Source organism: Thiomicrorhabdus indica (assembly GCF_004293625.1).
Taxonomy (GTDB): domain Bacteria; phylum Pseudomonadota; class Gammaproteobacteria; order Thiomicrospirales; family Thiomicrospiraceae; genus Thiomicrorhabdus; species Thiomicrorhabdus indica.
In genome coordinates, this window is sequence record NZ_CP033040.1 from 425,977 (window position 1) to 440,496 (window position 14,520).

Below are 14,520 nucleotides of genomic sequence, written 5' to 3' on the forward strand. Positions count from 1 at the left end.
ATTAATGGTGAAAAAATGATTGGGTTAATTAAAATGAACAACCACTTTAAGTCCACCCTGGTCTGAAGCGCTGAGTTGCCAATCCCAACCATAAGCTTCAATCAACCGTTTTACAATCGATAGACCGATTCCATGCCCGGGTTGAGATTCATCCAGTCGATAGCCTCTTTGGCCAAGTTTTTGTCGTTCTTCAGCAGGAGGTGCTTGTCCATTGTCTTCAATGATTAGTTGCTGCGATGACAGGGTTAAGTGAACTTCAGAACGGCACCATTTACAAGCGTTGTCGAGCAGGTTGCCAAGAAGTTCATAGGCGTCTTCTTGTTCAATTGAAAGCTTAAGATTTGGTTCGATATTTATTTTGAACTCGATGGCTTTGGCTTGATGGATTTGTTGCAAACCTTGCACAATATTTTCGACCACTGATTGCATTGGTAGCTGTTCTTTGATTGATTGCTGCTGTGCGAAGCGTTCGACTTTGAGCTCGTATTCGATCTTTTGCAGAATTTTTTCTGCTTCATCAGCAATTGATTGTTTGAGTTGTGGATGTTGTTGGAGCTCTGCTGAATTTAACAGTTGGAAAATCAGATTTAACGGGGTCTTTAAACTGTGCGATAAATCGCTATTGCGGGCACGAGTTTGCTCAAATTGTTGTTTGGATGTTTTTAAGGCTAAATTCAAACTGTTAACTAAATTGCGCACTTCTATAGGGTAATCGTGCGGATCAAACTGTACATTGTGTCCCAGTTGAAAAGCTTGAAGCTTTGTTTCTAAAGGTTTTAAACGATTGAAAGTGCGACGCAGGATTTGTGCTTGTAATAGGTAAACACTGAAAATTGCCATCAGAGTGAGTAGCGCGTATTGCGTGTCGAATTCGACAATGACTTCTTGGATGGGGTCATGATTTTCCGCAACATAGACTGTAATCGGCTGGCCAAAAATTTCACGATGTTGCACGAGCATTAATAATTTATTTTCTACTGGCCCCTTCATTTCGAACACTTGTTTGGATTCGCTTAATACAGGAAGATTTAAATCAGAGTGATTTAATGAGGCTGAGTAAATGGTTTGTTGGGGTGTTTGAATTGCATAGTAGTGGCCGCTGTATGGTGCTAGATAGATTGGCCCAAGACTGGATTGGTCTAAGGTAATCCGATCACTTGTTTGAATTAAATGGTCAACAATTAAATCAATATCGTGCTCCAATCGGGTGAGAACATATTTTTCACTTAAATTATGGAGTGCGGTTTGCGAGAGCCACCAAAATAGAGCGAATACCAGAGCAATGCCGCTGACTAACCCTACCAAAAGTTGTGATTTTAAAGATTTAAAACGACTTTTCATGTGAAATCCTAAGGTTGGGTTAATAGTTTGAATAACTCAAAACTCCGGCCGGTAAAGTTATTTTGTAGAGTGCCTATGAATCTGTATTGCAGGTCATTTTATAACCTAATCCACGATGGGTTTCGATCAAGTGACGGCCTATTTTTTTCCGCAGTTTACGAATATAAACTTCAATCACATTGCTTTCATGATTTTGGTTGTGATCGCTGATACGCTCAATTAATTGGTTTTTAGACAATATCTTATTTGGGTGGCGCATAAAGTATTCCAGTAAGCGAAATTCCGTTTTAGTTAGGCTGTGTTCTTGATTGTGAATAGTGACGCTTTTTGTTTCTAAGCTCAAAGTTAGATTGCAAAAACTTAGCTCCATGGATTGATGAGGTTGGGGGGTTGAACGACGAAATAATGCGAGAAGACGGGCATTAAGTTCCTCAAACTCAAACGGTTTTCCTAAATAGTCATCTGCACCAGCTTGCAATCCTTGAACACGTTCTTGCCAACTATTACGGGCACTCAGAATTAAAATTGGGGTGGATTGGTTGAGGCCACTTGCTCGAACTCTTTTAAGTACCTCAATGCCAGGTAGTTGTGGTAAACCTAAATCTAAAATGACCACGTCATATTTTACTTGAGTCAAGGAAATCAATGCTTGTTCGCCATTGGTTGCACAGTCGACTAAAGCGCCCAAGTCCTGAAAACTTTGATTCAGAATATCGAGCAATTTTTGTTCATCTTCGACAATCAGTAGCTTCACATTGGCCTCTTTCGTTTGGATAGCTGTGCTGACTTCCCATTATGTGGAACGCCAGCCGCCTGCAGTTGAAAACTCTTTAAATAGTCGACTAAATATCGGTAGTCACAAAAATAGTAGCTCTTTTTAAGTGTTTACGACAAATAGAAAGTCAAATATGCTTGAAAAATGTCTGAATTTTTTAGACAAAAAAAGTTTTAACAAATTCTGAAGGTCTCTTTTTTCAGTAAAGAAAATAAGAATTGTTATTGTTTACAGTTGGTTTTCGGTTTATTATTTGCCATAAATTATCATTTAGACCATTCAAAATCATATGGGGGAGTTTATGAAATTTGTAAAATGGCAATGGTTAACCACTTCTTTAATGGCGTTGGCAGTCGCAATGCCAATGCATGCAAGTGCTCAAGAAGAGTTAAATGTATACTCAGCTCGCAAAGCGCAATTAATCGCACCTTTGTTGGAAGACTTCTCAAAACAAACGGGGATTCAAGTCAACTTAATTACCAGTAAAGCCGATGCTTTGCTAAAACGTCTTGAATCGGAAGGACGTCGTTCACCGGCGGATGTATTAATTACAACCGATGCGGGTCGATTACATCGTGCGAAAGAAGCGGGAGTTTTGCAAGCGAGTATTTCTCCAGAGCTTTTGAAAAAAGTGCCTGCAAGTTTGCAGGATAAAGACGGTCTGTGGTTGGGGTTAACGACGCGTGCACGTGTCATTGTCTATGCGAAAGATCGCGTGAATCCTCAGGATTTGTCGACTTATGAATCACTCACTGATTCAAAATGGAAGAATAAAATCTGCATCCGCTCTTCTGGCAATATTTACAACCAATCTCTGGTTGCATCAATGATTTCGCACAAAGGTGAGGAAGCCACTGCTGAATGGGCGAAAGGTCTGGTTGCTAATATGGCACGTAAGCCGAAAGGGGGGGATCGCGATCAAGTGATGGCCGTTGCTGCGGGACAATGCGATTTAGCGGTCGTGAATACCTATTATCTTGGACAAATGTTGAACGGTTCTGATGAAGCGCAACAAGAAGCAGCGAATCAAGTGGCTGTGTTCTGGCCAAATCAGAAGGATCGCGGAACCCATATTAATGTGAGTGGGATTGCGATTACCAAGTCAGCCAAAAACATTGAAAGTGCCAATAAATTGATTGAGTTTATGTTGTCGAAACCTGCGCAGGAATGGTACGCGAAAACGAACAACGAATATCCGGTGATGGATGGCGTTGAACCAAGCGATACCCTCAAATCTTGGGGAGAGTTTCATAGCGATCATTTAAACTTGTCAAAGTTGGGTGAGCTGAATCCACAAGCGGTTAAAATTATGGATCGTGCGAACTGGCGTTAATTTTTAGTTTGCATTGCTGTTGCTGCTTGGACATTCGCCAAGTAAAAATTGTAGATTTATGCGTATGCCCCGTTTATTCGGGGCTTTGCTGTTTTTGAGAGCTGTATGACAAAATCACCAAAGTTTTGGTTACTAAGCACTTTGCTGTTGGCATTCGTGTTAACGATTCCAATTTGGGTGTTAGCCTCTTTTGTTTTCCAGTTTGGAAATGATAATTGGCAACACTTATTAGACACCTTGTTGCCGGAATACATTATCAACTCTTTGGTTTTGATGTTTGGCGTGGCGTTTGGCACTTTGCTTTTAGGGGTGCCGGCGGCTTGGTTGATTAGTCATTACCAATTTACTGGAAGCCGTTGGCTCCATTGGGCGTTACTTTTGCCGCTGGCAATGCCCGCATACATTAGTGCATACACCTATACCGGTTTGTTGGAATTTGAGGGGCCGGTGCAAAGCGCTTTGAGAGAAGTATTCGGTTTTGGTGTTTCTCAATGGTTCCCTGAGGTTCGGTCACTGGGTGGTGCAGTACTACTGTTTTCACTTGTTCTTTATCCGTATGTTTATTTGCTAAGCCGCAGTGCTTTTGGTTCAAGTAGCCAAAAAGCTTTGGAGGTCAGTCGGACACTTGGAGCCGGACCGGTAAAAAGTTTTTTTCAAGTCGCTTTGCCGATGGCGCGTCCAGCGATTATTGCCGGTGTAACGCTCGCCTTAATGGAGACCTTGGCGGATTTTGGCGCGGTACAACATTTTGGTGTGGATACCTTTACTACAGGGATTTACCGAACTTGGTCAGGCTTGGATGACACCAATACCGCGATGCAGTTATCCCTCGTTTTGTTGTCATTTGTCGGTATTCTAATTCTGGTTGAACGTTGGTCTCGTCAGCAGCAGCGCTATTATGTAGGGGATGTGAAAACCGATGCTTCTGATTATGTACAGCTGACAGGCAAAAAAAATGTATTCGCTTTTGCAGTGTGCTTTTTACCGATTTTGTTGGGTTTTTTGGTGCCAAGTGGACAGTTGTTGTACTGGTCATTGACCACTGCAGAGACAAACTTAAATAGTGATTTTTTTGAACTGACGTGGAATAGTTTCTCATTAGCTCTGATTACTGCAGTGGCCACGGTTGCGGTCGCCGTGTTTTTAGCCTACGCCAAGCGAATGAGTAACCTGTCTCGTGTTAAGCAGTTTGTGCAGGTGGCGCATTTGGGTTACGCGGTTCCAGGAACAGTTTTGGCGATTGCGATTATTATTCCTTTGGCATGGTTTGATAAGACCGTCGATGATTTTTTCTATGAAAACTATGAGATATCAACCGGTTTGATTTTGTCGGGCACGTTGTTTGCACTGGTATTTGCCTATATGGTACGTTTTCTATCGGTAGCATTGCAGTCTGTAGAATCTGGGCTTGCGAGAATTAAACCTTCCATGGATGACTCGGCGCGTACCTTGGGCGCTTCTTCTTGGACAATTATGGGGCGCATTCATTTGCCCTTAATGCATACCAGTCTGATTACCGCATTGATTTTAGTCTTTGTCGAGGTGCTCAAAGAGTTACCTACGACGTTGATTTTAAGACCGTTTAATTTTGATACCCTATCAATTAAAGCTTATGAGATGGCTGCTGATGAGCGTCTTGCAGATGCCGGATTGCCAGCATTGTTGATTGTACTCACCAGTCTGATTCCGGTGATTATTTTAAGTAAGTTAATGGATAAACGAAGTGGATAGTGTCTATGCCTGAGTTGTTGTTGCAAAAAATTCGAGCCAGTCATAAATCACATCTTGCGGTGGATCGGGTTGATTTGCGTTTGGCCAATGGTGAAATTGGCTGTTTGCTTGGGCCAAGTGGTTGTGGAAAAACCACCTTGTTACGAACTATTGCAGGGCTTCACCCCATTGAAGGGGGGGAGATTTCGATTGCCGGTGAATTAATGTCGACCCCAAAAAAAATGGTGTCGACCGAAGAACGTCATATTGGCATGGTGTTTCAAGATTATGCGCTGTTTCCACATATGACGATTTATGACAATATCGCGTTTGGTCTGGATGGAAAAACTCAGCAAGAAAAAAAGCAACGTATTGAGCAGTTGTTATCGCTGATTGGGTTGCCGGAGGTTGGTAAGCGTTATCCACACCAGCTTTCTGGCGGTCAGCAACAGCGAGTTGCGCTTGCCAGAGCTTTGGCTCCTAAGCCCAAAATTCTGTTAATGGATGAGCCGTTTTCAGGGTTGGATGTTGAATTGCGTGAGTCTCTGGCGCGTGAAGTTCGCGACATTTTGAAAACCGAAGGGATTAGTGCTTTGATGGTCACACACAATCAAAATGAAGCCTTTGCCATGGCGGATTCGGTTGGCGTTTTAAAAGATGGTAAATTGCTGCAATGGGACACGCCATACAACCTCTACCACCAGCCGCATCACCCGTTTATTGCCGACTTTATTGGTCAAGGCTCTTTGATTAGCGGCAGTGTTTGCGACTGTCGTGCGGTGCATACGGAATTAGGATTATTAAAAACCCATCTGCCGACCGGAACGGCCTCTGGCGAAGAGGTGATGGTTTTAGTGCGGCCTGATGATATTATCCACGATGATGAGAGTGACTGGCAGTTAGAGGTGGTGAATCGAGCCTTCCGAGGATCGCATTTTTTGTTTACGCTAAAACTACCAAGTGGTGAGAAAGTCATGTGTATGAGTCAGTCCCATCATGATCATCCCGTTGGCTCAAAAATCGGCATTCAATTGGAAATGGATCACGCAATTGTCTTTGCTAAAAATTTAGTAGAGTAGTTTTAACGAAGTCTTATAACGATTCTTCTAGCACGGTTTTGACCGCTTGCTTCACTGCGTCTGTCAGTTGTAATAATTCACCGGCCGGTATATTAAACGCCGGCATGGTGTAAATCAGTTTTCCAAACGGGCGAATCCATGCGCCGTTTTCTAGGCAGGCGGCTTGGATTTGTGGGCCTAAGTCGTTCCTTTCCAGTTCAATTACGCCAATTGCGCCTAAAACGCGCACGTCTTTTACGCCTTCCAACTCGGACAATGGTGAGAGTTCGGTTTTGAGGTGTTGTTCGATATTGGCGATATTGTCCTGCCATGGGCTGTTTATTAGCACATCAATGCTGGCAATGGCAGTGGCGCAGGCGAGTGGATTGGCCATAAAGGTTGGCCCGTGCATGAGAACTCCGGGTTCGCCTTGGCAGATGGTGTTGCTAATTTCATCGGTACAGAGCATGGCCGCCATGGTTAAGTTGCCACCGGTGAGTGCTTTACCAATCGTCATAATATCAGGCGTAATTTCTGCCCATTCGCAAGCGAAGAGTTTTCCGGTGCGGCCAAATCCGGTGGCGATTTCATCGGCAATCATCAGGACATCGTACTTTGTGCAGAGTTCACGAACGGCTTGTAAATAAGCCGGCCGGTAAAAACGCATGCCGCCTGCGCCTTGAACAATCGGCTCTAAAGTCAGAGCCGCGATTTCGTGATGATGGTCTTTTAAAATCGCCTCAAGTTCTTCAATATCAGAATTGTCGGATTGAATATCAAAACCCATCTGCGGTGCGGGGGCGAAAATGCTTTTGCGAAGCACGTCGTTAAACAGGTGGTGCATGCCGTTGACTGGATCGCATACTGCCATAGTTGCAAAGGTGTCACCGTGATAACCATTACGAATCGAAAGCATCTTATTTTTCACCGGCCGGTCTTTGCTGATCCAATATTGCAAAGCAATCTTAATGGCAACTTCCATTGAAACCGAACCCGAATCAGCAAAGAAAACTTTATCTAAACCGGCCGGTGTCAATTTGATTAATCGCTTGGCAAGTTCTATTGCTGGTTCGTGAGTCAGGCCGCCGAACATAATATGCGGCATTTGGTCGATTTGGTCTTTCATTGCTTGCATCACCGTAGGGTGATTGTAGCCATGAATTGCCGCCCACCACGAACTCATGCCATCAACCACTTCTTGATTGTCTGCTAGGGTGATGAGTGAGCCTTGGGTCTTTTTGACACCAATCGGCGGAATGGGATTGGGTGAAGAAGAATAAGGGTGCCAAATGTGCTGTTGGTCAAAGTCGATTAGGAATTGCCAGTGGTCGGAGTTGTTCATAATTAAGCTTTCGGTTGGCGCTGTGTCGGTTACTACTCCAAAAAGTCGCTGTAAAATCATCCAAGATCGCTCGGCTCAGGCCATCTTTGGCTTTATGCCCGAATGGGTACTTCGACGCTTTTTGGTAGCACGAACCAACACACCGCAATAAGGTGAAGTTAAGGGTTTTGATAATGATTCAACATCGCACAGTCTAAATTGAGTGCGGTGAGTGTTTCAACAAAATCATTTTGTAGCGGGACTTGAATGGTAATGCTTTCATTCGTTGAAGGGTGCTTAAAGGTCAATGAGGTTGCGGCTAAATATAGGCGGTGATAACCACGCCAATCATTAAATAGGTGATTGTGATGGCGGTCGCCATATTTTACATCGCCAATAATAGGGTGGGCAATGCCGTTCAGATGACGTCGGATTTGGTGCTTTCGTCCGGTTTTAGGGCGCAATTCCAATAACGAATAACGTTGTTGTTCAAATTTCCCCAAAGTTTTGTCGAGAGTGGTTTGTCCAAGACAAGTATATTCTGTTAAGGCATCTTGCGGTTCAGTTGGTTGCTGTTTGTCTTTGTCACCGTATTTGTCTTTTTTGTAAAGCAGTGGTTTGTCAATGTTACCGGCCGGTAAACTCCAGCCACGTGTTAAGGCTAGATAGGTTTTTTGTAGACTGTGGTTTTGGAATTGTTCACCTAAACATCTTGCTGAATCAGAATCTAAAGCAAACAATAATAATCCTGAAGTTGCCTTGTCTAAACGGTGTACAGGAAATACCGGCCGGTTGATTTCATCACGAGTGAGTTGCACCGCAAATTGCGTTTCGTGTTTGTCTATTGGTGAGCGGTGAACGAGTAAACCGGCTGGTTTATGTATCGCGACTAAGCAATCGTCTTGGTAAAGTATTTTGAAACTTTGTAAATAGCAATGCGTTTGCATTTGTTTTTCCTGTGCTTAAACTTTGTGCGTATTTTAAATCTTTAATTTGGGAAAGCCTGTGGAATTTACGACGATTGAGTGGGTGCTAATTGCACTGATTTTTGTTTGGACTGGATTTGTTCGTACTGGGCTAGGGTTTGGTGGGGCTGCACTGGGTTTGCCATTCATGTTAATGATTGAGGACAATCTGCTTTATTGGTTGCCAATTATTGGCGTGCATTTACTTTTTTTCTCAAGTCTGACATTGAGTAAGGCACTAAAGCAAGTCGATTGGGATTATTTGAAACGCAGTTTGGGTTGGATTTTGCCGCCAACTTTGTTGGGGGTGTTTGGTTTAGTGAGTTTGCCAACGAGTTGGTTAGTCATTTTTGTCTATAGTATTACCATTTTTTACGCCTTGATGTGGATGCTAGATAAGGCCATTCATTCGGAAAATTCGTGGGTAGATAGAACCTTGCTAGTTTTAGGTGGGTATGTCGCTGGCACGAGTCTGACAGGGGCGCCATTAATGGTTGCGGTGTTTGCACGTCATGTTGCAGCAAATTTATTGCGAAATACGTTATTTGTTTTGTGGTTTATTTTGGTGACTATCAAGATGAGTACGTTTGTTATCTTGGATGTGACGATAGAGTTTCAAACGGCATTAATGTTGATTCCGGTGGCGGCAATAGGCCATATTGTTGGACTGAAGGCGCATGAATTTATCTTGCATAACAACAGTTTATTTAAGCGTGTAATGGGTGGTATGTTGCTGGTGGTTAGCTCAATTGGCTTAATTGTGACCTTGTTAAATGGCAGTTTTTAAATTTTTTTTAAAAAAAGACTTGTCATTTGTAAAGAAAGCCCTAAAATACGCACCCAGTTGAAGAGGCCAAGTCAGACATCTGATGCACTTTGACTCGTTTCTAAGGAATTTGTTGACACTCAGTTAAAAAACTTTAGAATACGCACAACAATTTGGAGGGTTTCCCGAGCGGCCAAAGGGGGCAGACTGTAAATCTGCTGGCTATGCCTTCGATGGTTCGAATCCATCACCCTCCACCATGCGGGTATCGTATAATGGCTATTACCTCGGCCTTCCAAGCCGATGATGGGGGTTCGATTCCGCCTACCCGCTCCAGTTTTTAGAAAGCTCTCTTGTGACTTGTTGTCTAGGAGGGCTTTTTTAATAAATACCGCTTCCATAGCTCAGTCGGTAGAGCGCATCCATGGTAAGGATGAGGTCGCCAGTTCGATCCTGGCTGGAAGCTCCATTTATCTTTTGATTTTTCACAAAAGCCGACGATTTCTGCCGAAAGGTTGGGTCGCAGCTAACATGGAGTTTGCAATCATGGCAAAAGAAAAGTTTGAACGTTCCAAGCCGCACGTTAACGTAGGTACTATCGGTCACGTTGACCATGGTAAAACGACTCTAACTGCGGCACTAACTATCGTACAGGGTGCGAAATTTGGTGGTGATGTAAAAGATTACGCAAACATCGATAACGCTCCAGAAGAGCGTGAGCGTGGTATCACAATCTCAACAGCACACGTTGAGTATGAATCAGAAACACGTCACTATGCACACGTAGACTGCCCAGGGCACGCTGACTATGTTAAAAACATGATCACTGGTGCTGCACAGATGGACGGTGCGATTCTAGTATGTTCAGCAGCAGATGGCCCGATGCCACAAACTCGTGAGCACATCCTGCTTTCACGTCAGGTTGGTGTTCCTTACATCGTCGTATTCCTAAACAAAGCGGATATGGTTGACGATGAAGAGCTACTAGAACTAGTAGAAATGGAAGTTCGTGAGCTACTAGACGAGTACGAATTCCCAGGTGACGATACGCCAGTAATCATCGGTTCAGCTCTAAAAGCAATCGAAGGTGATGCAGCATACGTTGAGAAGATCGGTGAACTAGTTGAAGCTCTAGATACTTACATTCCAGAGCCAACTCGTGAAACTGACAAGCCATTCCTAATGCCTGTAGAAGATATCTTCTCAATCCAAGGTCGTGGAACGGTAGCAACAGGACGTGTTGAGACAGGTGTTGTTAAGGTTGGTGAAGAGATCGAGATCGTTGGTATCCGTGATACTCAAACAACTACAGTAACGGGTGTTGAAATGTTCCGTAAACTGCTTGATCAAGGTGAAGCAGGTGATAACGTAGGTATCCTGCTACGTGGTACGAAGCGTGAAGACATTGAGCGTGGTCAAGTACTAGCGCACAAAGGTACAGTTACTCCACACACTAAGTTTGAAGCTGAAGTATACGTACTATCAAAAGACGAAGGTGGACGTCACACTCCATTCTTCAACGGTTACCGTCCACAGTTCTACTTCCGTACAACGGATGTAACGGGTGCGTGTGAACTACCAGCAGGAACAGAAATGGTAATGCCTGGTGATAACGTACAAATGACTGTAGAGTTGATCAACCCAATCGCAATGGCAGACGGTCTACGTTTCGCTATCCGTGAAGGTGGTCGTACAGTTGGTGCGGGTGTTGTTGCGAAAATTATCGACTAATTAACATTGCACTAGTAAAAAAAGCGCTGTATAATGCGCTTTTTTTATGAAAGCCCTACAGGGGTATAGCTCCAATTGGTAGAGCACCGGATTCCAAATCCGGGTGTTGGGGGTTCGAATCCCTCTACCCCTGCCATACATATAACGACTCGTATTTCTTTGAAGAGATACGGGTCGTTTTTTTAGTTTAAGCTGAAGATTTATGAGTAAAGAAGTCGAAAGTTCGAAAGGTAATTCCCTGGATACCATTAAATTATTAGCATCTATTGGTGTTTTAGTTGCAACTTTGATTGGTTATTACACTTATGATCAAGCGCATGCTGTTGTTCGTGTTCTTGGACTGGTTGCAGGTGTATTGGTGTCACTGTTTATTCTTTATCAAACAGCAAAAGGGAAAAGCTGGTTTCAGTACTTAAATCTAGCTAAGCGAGAAGTGCGTCAAGTAGTTTGGCCAACGCGTCCTGAGACAGTGCAAATGACTTTGATTGTCTTTGTGGTAGTTATTTTGATGGGTATCTTTCTATGGTTGATTGACATGTTCTTTTTATGGGCAGTCAAGCTATTAACAGGACAGGGATAACAAATGGCACAAAGATGGTATGTAGTTCACGCTTATTCTGGTTATGAGAATAAAGTCAAAGAAGGTTTGCGCGAATATGCTGAGCGTGCTGAGCTGGACAAAATGTTCGGTGAAATTTTAGTTCCTTCGGAAGAAGTTGTTGAGATTCGCGACGGAAAGAAGCGTACTTCTGAGCGTAAATTCTTTCCGGGTTATGTTTTAGTTCAGATGGAAATGAATGAAGATACTTGGCATCTGGTGAAAAGTGTTCCAAATGTCATGGGCTTTATCGGTGGAACGTCTGATCGTCCAGCACCGATTTCACAGGCTGAAGCAGATCGAATTCTGCAGCGTGTGAATACGAAGGATGAGAAACCTCGTCCTAAGGTTATTTACGAACCAGGTGAGATGGTTCGTGTTATCGATGGTCCCTTCAAAGATTTTGAGGCGGTTGTTGAAGGTGTGGATTACGAGAAAAATAAATTACAGGTTTCTGTTTTGATTTTTGGTCGTTCTACACCAGTTGAGCTTGAGTTTACGCAAGTAGAGAAAAGCTAAAATTTTTAATCGGGAAGTGAAAAGTATCAAACGATACTGAGTAATGTTTGACCCAAAACGGAGAAAGCTAAAATGGCTAAGAAAATTGATGGTTACATCAAGCTTCAAATCGGAGCTGGTAATGCAAACCCTAGTCCACCGGTTGGTCCTGCGCTAGGTCAACACGGTGTTAACATCATGGAGTTCTGTAAGGCGTTCAATGCGCAAACTCAGAGCATGGAAAAAGGACTTCCAATTCCTGTTGTTATCACTGTATTTAGTGATAAATCATTCACGTTTGTTACCAAGACTCCTCCAGCGTCAGTTCTTTTGAAAAAAGCGGCTGGTATTAAGTCAGGTTCTGCAGTTCCTAATATGGATAAAGTTGGTACGGTAACTCGTGCGCAACTTGAAGAAATTGCAAACACTAAAATGGCTGATTTGAACGCAAACGATCTAGATACTGCGGTTAAAATTATCGCTGGTTCTGCTCGTTCTATGGGTCTAAATGTAGAGGGTTAATAGAATGGCAAAACTAACTAAAAAACAAAAGCTAATCGCTGAAAAAGTAGATGCAACTAAATCATATGATGTAGTTGAAGGTTTCGACTTGGTAAAAGAGCTTGCAACAGCAAAATTCACTGAATCTGTTGATGTTGCAATTCGTCTAGGTATCGATCCACGTAAATCTGACCAGGTTGTGCGTGGCGCAACGGTTATGCCTAACGGTACTGGTAAAGATGTTCGTGTAGCAGTTTTTACTGGTGAAGCGAATGAAGCAGCGGCTAAAGAAGCAGGTGCTGACTTTGTTGGTATGGATGAGCTAGCAGCTGAAATTAAAGGCGGCATGATGGATTTTGATGTGGTAATCGCATCTCCAGATGCTATGCGTGTTGTCGGTATGCTAGGTCAGGTTCTAGGTCCTCGTGGTCTTATGCCTAACCCTAAGACTGGTACGGTAACTCCTGATGTTGTTGGAGCAATCCAAAAAGCGAAAGCCGGTCAGGTTCGTTTCCGTGCAGATAAGTCTGGTATCGTTCACGCGTCTATCGGTACAGTTGCATTTGATGCTGATAAGCTGAAAGAAAACTTAAATGCCTTAATGGATGACCTTAACAAAGCAAAACCAGCTTCTGCTAAAGGTACATACGTTAAGAAAGTGACTGTTTCTTCAACTATGGGTCCAGGCCTAACAGTTGATCAGTCATCACTATAATGATGGTTGCGCCTAATAAATTAGGTGCAGGCATTATTTGCGAATTGGGTCTCCAATCTAATTTGATTTGTGAGTGCCCATCGCAGACCGTAGGTGAGTGTAAAGCACACTCTTAATCTTATTAAGCCTACGTAGATGGTCCGGTTTGATAGGCCACTATCAAACTTTAATGGAGGTTATATGGCACTCAATATCGAAGATAAAAAGCTTATTGTTGAAGAAGTGTCTGCAGTTGCTGCAGAAGCTGGTTCAATGGTTGCAGCTGAATATCGTGGTTTGACTGTAGAGCAATTAACCAACCTTCGTGCTGCAGCTCGTGAAGCGAATGTGCAAATTCGTGTTGTTAAAAACACGCTTGCACGTCGTGCGATTCAAGGTACGAAATTTGAAGACATGGCTGATTCTTTTACGGGTCCGCTTATCTATGCATTCTCTGGTGAAGAGCTAGGTAATGCTGCGCGTGTTTTCAAAAACTTCGCAAAAGACAATGATGCTCTTGTTGTGCGTTCACTATCGATTGGTGAAGGTTGCATGGGTCCAGAGTCACTAGCGCAAGTTGCTGCTCTACCTACTTACGATGAAGCAGTTGCGAAACTTCTATTTGTTATGAAAGAGCCTGTTGCAAAACTTGCTCGCGCACTTACTGCGATCAAAGAACAAAAAGAAGCGGCTTAATTACCCTTTTTATAGTTTTTATATTAATCAGATTTAATTTTTGGAGATTACAATGTCTGTATCAAAAGATGATATTTTAAATGCAGTAGCTGAAATGTCTGTAATGGAAGTTGTTGAACTAGTTGAAGCAATGGAAGAAAAGTTCGGCGTTTCTGCTGCAGCAATGGTTGCAGCTGGTCCTGCAGCTGGTGGTGAAGCAGCTGAAGAGAAAACAGAATTCGACGTTATCCTAACTGGCGCTGGTGACAACAAAGTTGCTGCGATCAAAGCGGTACGTGGTGCAACTGGTCTTGGTCTTAAAGAAGCGAAAGCAGCTGTTGAAGGTGCTCCATTCACGCTTAAAGAAGCAGTGTCTAAGGAAGAAGCTGAAGCTATGGCTAACGACCTTAAAGAAGCTGGTATCGAAGTCGAAATCAAGTAATTTTGGTTCGATAGCTGATAAACAGCATGAATTGGCTGGCGTTTTTGACGCCGGCCTTTTCTCGTTTTAACAGTGTGTAAAAGTGTGTTAGTAATCTGTTTATAAGTTGTGC

General features: G+C 43.2%; 15 protein-coding genes and 4 tRNA genes. 15 read left to right on the plus strand and 4 right to left on the minus strand.

Features of this window, described 5'->3' with window-relative positions:
* Window positions 1–24 precede the first annotated feature (24 nt).
* Window positions 25–1,341 (minus strand): sensor histidine kinase, encoded by a 1,317-nt coding sequence (locus D9T12_RS01710; RefSeq protein ID WP_130536555.1) that lies wholly within the window; start codon window positions 1,339–1,341, stop codon window positions 25–27.
* A gap of 73 nt (window positions 1,342–1,414) precedes the next feature.
* Complete coding sequence (locus D9T12_RS01715; RefSeq protein WP_130536556.1) at window positions 1,415–2,095, minus strand: response regulator transcription factor; 681 nt, start codon at window positions 2,093–2,095, stop codon at window positions 1,415–1,417.
* Between the two features lie 322 nt (window positions 2,096–2,417).
* Between D9T12_RS01715 and D9T12_RS01720 the strand changes: the two genes are divergently transcribed.
* The 3 genes from D9T12_RS01720 to D9T12_RS01730 all read left to right on the plus strand — a co-directional run bounded on the left by D9T12_RS01720 (window position 2,418) and on the right by D9T12_RS01730 (window position 6,238).
* Window positions 2,418–3,449 carry a Fe(3+) ABC transporter substrate-binding protein gene (locus D9T12_RS01720; RefSeq protein ID WP_130536557.1) on the plus strand — a complete coding sequence of 344 codons (1,032 nt, stop codon included), beginning with the start codon at window positions 2,418–2,420 and terminating at the stop codon, window positions 3,447–3,449.
* Window positions 3,450–3,554: 105 nt separating this feature from the next.
* Window positions 3,555–5,180 carry an ABC transporter permease gene (locus tag D9T12_RS01725; protein WP_130536558.1) on the plus strand — a complete coding sequence of 542 codons (1,626 nt, stop codon included), beginning with the start codon at window positions 3,555–3,557 and terminating at the stop codon, window positions 5,178–5,180.
* A 5-nt stretch (window positions 5,181–5,185) separates the two neighbouring features.
* A complete protein-coding gene (locus tag D9T12_RS01730) occupies window positions 5,186–6,238 on the plus strand; it encodes an ABC transporter ATP-binding protein (protein WP_130536559.1) in 1,053 nt (350 codons plus the stop codon).
* A 13-nt stretch (window positions 6,239–6,251) separates the two neighbouring features.
* On the opposite strand, the gene D9T12_RS01735 is transcribed toward D9T12_RS01730, so the two are convergent.
* Complete coding sequence (locus D9T12_RS01735) at window positions 6,252–7,559, minus strand: adenosylmethionine--8-amino-7-oxononanoate transaminase (RefSeq protein WP_130538485.1); 1,308 nt, start codon at window positions 7,557–7,559, stop codon at window positions 6,252–6,254.
* A gap of 158 nt (window positions 7,560–7,717) precedes the next feature.
* Window positions 7,718–8,485, minus strand: a complete 768-nt coding sequence (locus D9T12_RS01740; protein ID WP_130536560.1) for a pseudouridine synthase — start codon at window positions 8,483–8,485, stop codon at window positions 7,718–7,720.
* 58 nt (window positions 8,486–8,543) lie between these two features.
* On the opposite strand from D9T12_RS01740, the gene D9T12_RS01745 reads away from it, so the two are divergent.
* From D9T12_RS01745 to rplL, 12 genes are all read left to right on the plus strand, one after another.
* A complete protein-coding gene (locus tag D9T12_RS01745; protein ID WP_130536561.1) occupies window positions 8,544–9,290 on the plus strand; it encodes a TSUP family transporter in 747 nt (248 codons plus the stop codon).
* Window positions 9,291–9,444: 154 nt separating this feature from the next.
* Window positions 9,445–9,529, plus strand: a tRNA-Tyr gene (locus D9T12_RS01750).
* A 1-nt stretch (window position 9,530) separates the two neighbouring features.
* Window positions 9,531–9,605: transfer RNA gene (locus D9T12_RS01755), tRNA-Gly, on the plus strand.
* 57 nt (window positions 9,606–9,662) lie between these two features.
* Window positions 9,663–9,738: transfer RNA gene (locus tag D9T12_RS01760), tRNA-Thr, on the plus strand.
* Window positions 9,739–9,815: 77 nt separating this feature from the next.
* Complete coding sequence (tuf, locus tag D9T12_RS01765; protein ID WP_130536562.1) at window positions 9,816–11,000, plus strand: elongation factor Tu; 1,185 nt, start codon at window positions 9,816–9,818, stop codon at window positions 10,998–11,000.
* 59 nt (window positions 11,001–11,059) lie between these two features.
* Window positions 11,060–11,136 (plus strand) — tRNA-Trp (locus tag D9T12_RS01770).
* A gap of 66 nt (window positions 11,137–11,202) precedes the next feature.
* Window positions 11,203–11,580: a preprotein translocase subunit SecE gene (secE, locus tag D9T12_RS01775; protein WP_130536563.1), complete on the plus strand. Its 378-nt coding sequence runs from the start codon at window positions 11,203–11,205 to the stop codon at window positions 11,578–11,580.
* Between the two features lie 3 nt (window positions 11,581–11,583).
* Window positions 11,584–12,117 carry a transcription termination/antitermination protein NusG gene (nusG, locus tag D9T12_RS01780; protein WP_130536564.1) on the plus strand — a complete coding sequence of 178 codons (534 nt, stop codon included), beginning with the start codon at window positions 11,584–11,586 and terminating at the stop codon, window positions 12,115–12,117.
* Between the two features lie 72 nt (window positions 12,118–12,189).
* Window positions 12,190–12,618 (plus strand): 50S ribosomal protein L11, encoded by a 429-nt coding sequence (gene rplK, locus D9T12_RS01785; protein WP_130536565.1) that lies wholly within the window; start codon window positions 12,190–12,192, stop codon window positions 12,616–12,618.
* A gap of 4 nt (window positions 12,619–12,622) precedes the next feature.
* The gene (rplA, locus tag D9T12_RS01790) at window positions 12,623–13,312 is read left to right on the plus strand and encodes a 50S ribosomal protein L1 (protein WP_130536566.1); all 690 of its coding nucleotides are present in this window, start codon (window positions 12,623–12,625) and stop codon (window positions 13,310–13,312) included.
* A 180-nt stretch (window positions 13,313–13,492) separates the two neighbouring features.
* Window positions 13,493–13,987, plus strand: coding sequence for a 50S ribosomal protein L10 (gene rplJ / locus D9T12_RS01795; protein ID WP_130536567.1), 495 nt, complete (start codon window positions 13,493–13,495; stop codon window positions 13,985–13,987).
* 52 nt (window positions 13,988–14,039) lie between these two features.
* Window positions 14,040–14,408: a 50S ribosomal protein L7/L12 gene (rplL, locus tag D9T12_RS01800; protein ID WP_130536568.1), complete on the plus strand. Its 369-nt coding sequence runs from the start codon at window positions 14,040–14,042 to the stop codon at window positions 14,406–14,408.
* Window positions 14,409–14,520: the final 112 nt, after the last annotated feature.

What these genes read in the sequence shown, in the direction of transcription:
- D9T12_RS01710 (WP_130536555.1), bottom strand. Translation starts at nt 1,341, where the DNA reads ATGAAAAGTCGTTTTAAATCTTTAAAATCACAACTTTTGGTAGGGTTA.
- D9T12_RS01720 (WP_130536557.1), top strand. Translation starts at nt 2,418, where the DNA reads ATGAAATTTGTAAAATGGCAATGGTTAACCACTTCTTTAATGGCGTTG.
- D9T12_RS01725 (WP_130536558.1), top strand. Translation starts at nt 3,555, where the DNA reads ATGACAAAATCACCAAAGTTTTGGTTACTAAGCACTTTGCTGTTGGCA.
- D9T12_RS01730 (WP_130536559.1), top strand. Translation starts at nt 5,186, where the DNA reads ATGCCTGAGTTGTTGTTGCAAAAAATTCGAGCCAGTCATAAATCACAT.
- D9T12_RS01735 (WP_130538485.1), bottom strand. Translation starts at nt 7,559, where the DNA reads ATGAACAACTCCGACCACTGGCAATTCCTAATCGACTTTGACCAACAG.
- D9T12_RS01740 (WP_130536560.1), bottom strand. Translation starts at nt 8,485, where the DNA reads ATGCAAACGCATTGCTATTTACAAAGTTTCAAAATACTTTACCAAGAC.
- tuf (WP_130536562.1), top strand. Translation starts at nt 9,816, where the DNA reads ATGGCAAAAGAAAAGTTTGAACGTTCCAAGCCGCACGTTAACGTAGGT.
- secE (WP_130536563.1), top strand. Translation starts at nt 11,203, where the DNA reads ATGAGTAAAGAAGTCGAAAGTTCGAAAGGTAATTCCCTGGATACCATT.
- nusG (WP_130536564.1), top strand. Translation starts at nt 11,584, where the DNA reads ATGGCACAAAGATGGTATGTAGTTCACGCTTATTCTGGTTATGAGAAT.
- rplK (WP_130536565.1), top strand. Translation starts at nt 12,190, where the DNA reads ATGGCTAAGAAAATTGATGGTTACATCAAGCTTCAAATCGGAGCTGGT.
- rplA (WP_130536566.1), top strand. Translation starts at nt 12,623, where the DNA reads ATGGCAAAACTAACTAAAAAACAAAAGCTAATCGCTGAAAAAGTAGAT.
- rplJ (WP_130536567.1), top strand. Translation starts at nt 13,493, where the DNA reads ATGGCACTCAATATCGAAGATAAAAAGCTTATTGTTGAAGAAGTGTCT.
- rplL (WP_130536568.1), top strand. Translation starts at nt 14,040, where the DNA reads ATGTCTGTATCAAAAGATGATATTTTAAATGCAGTAGCTGAAATGTCT.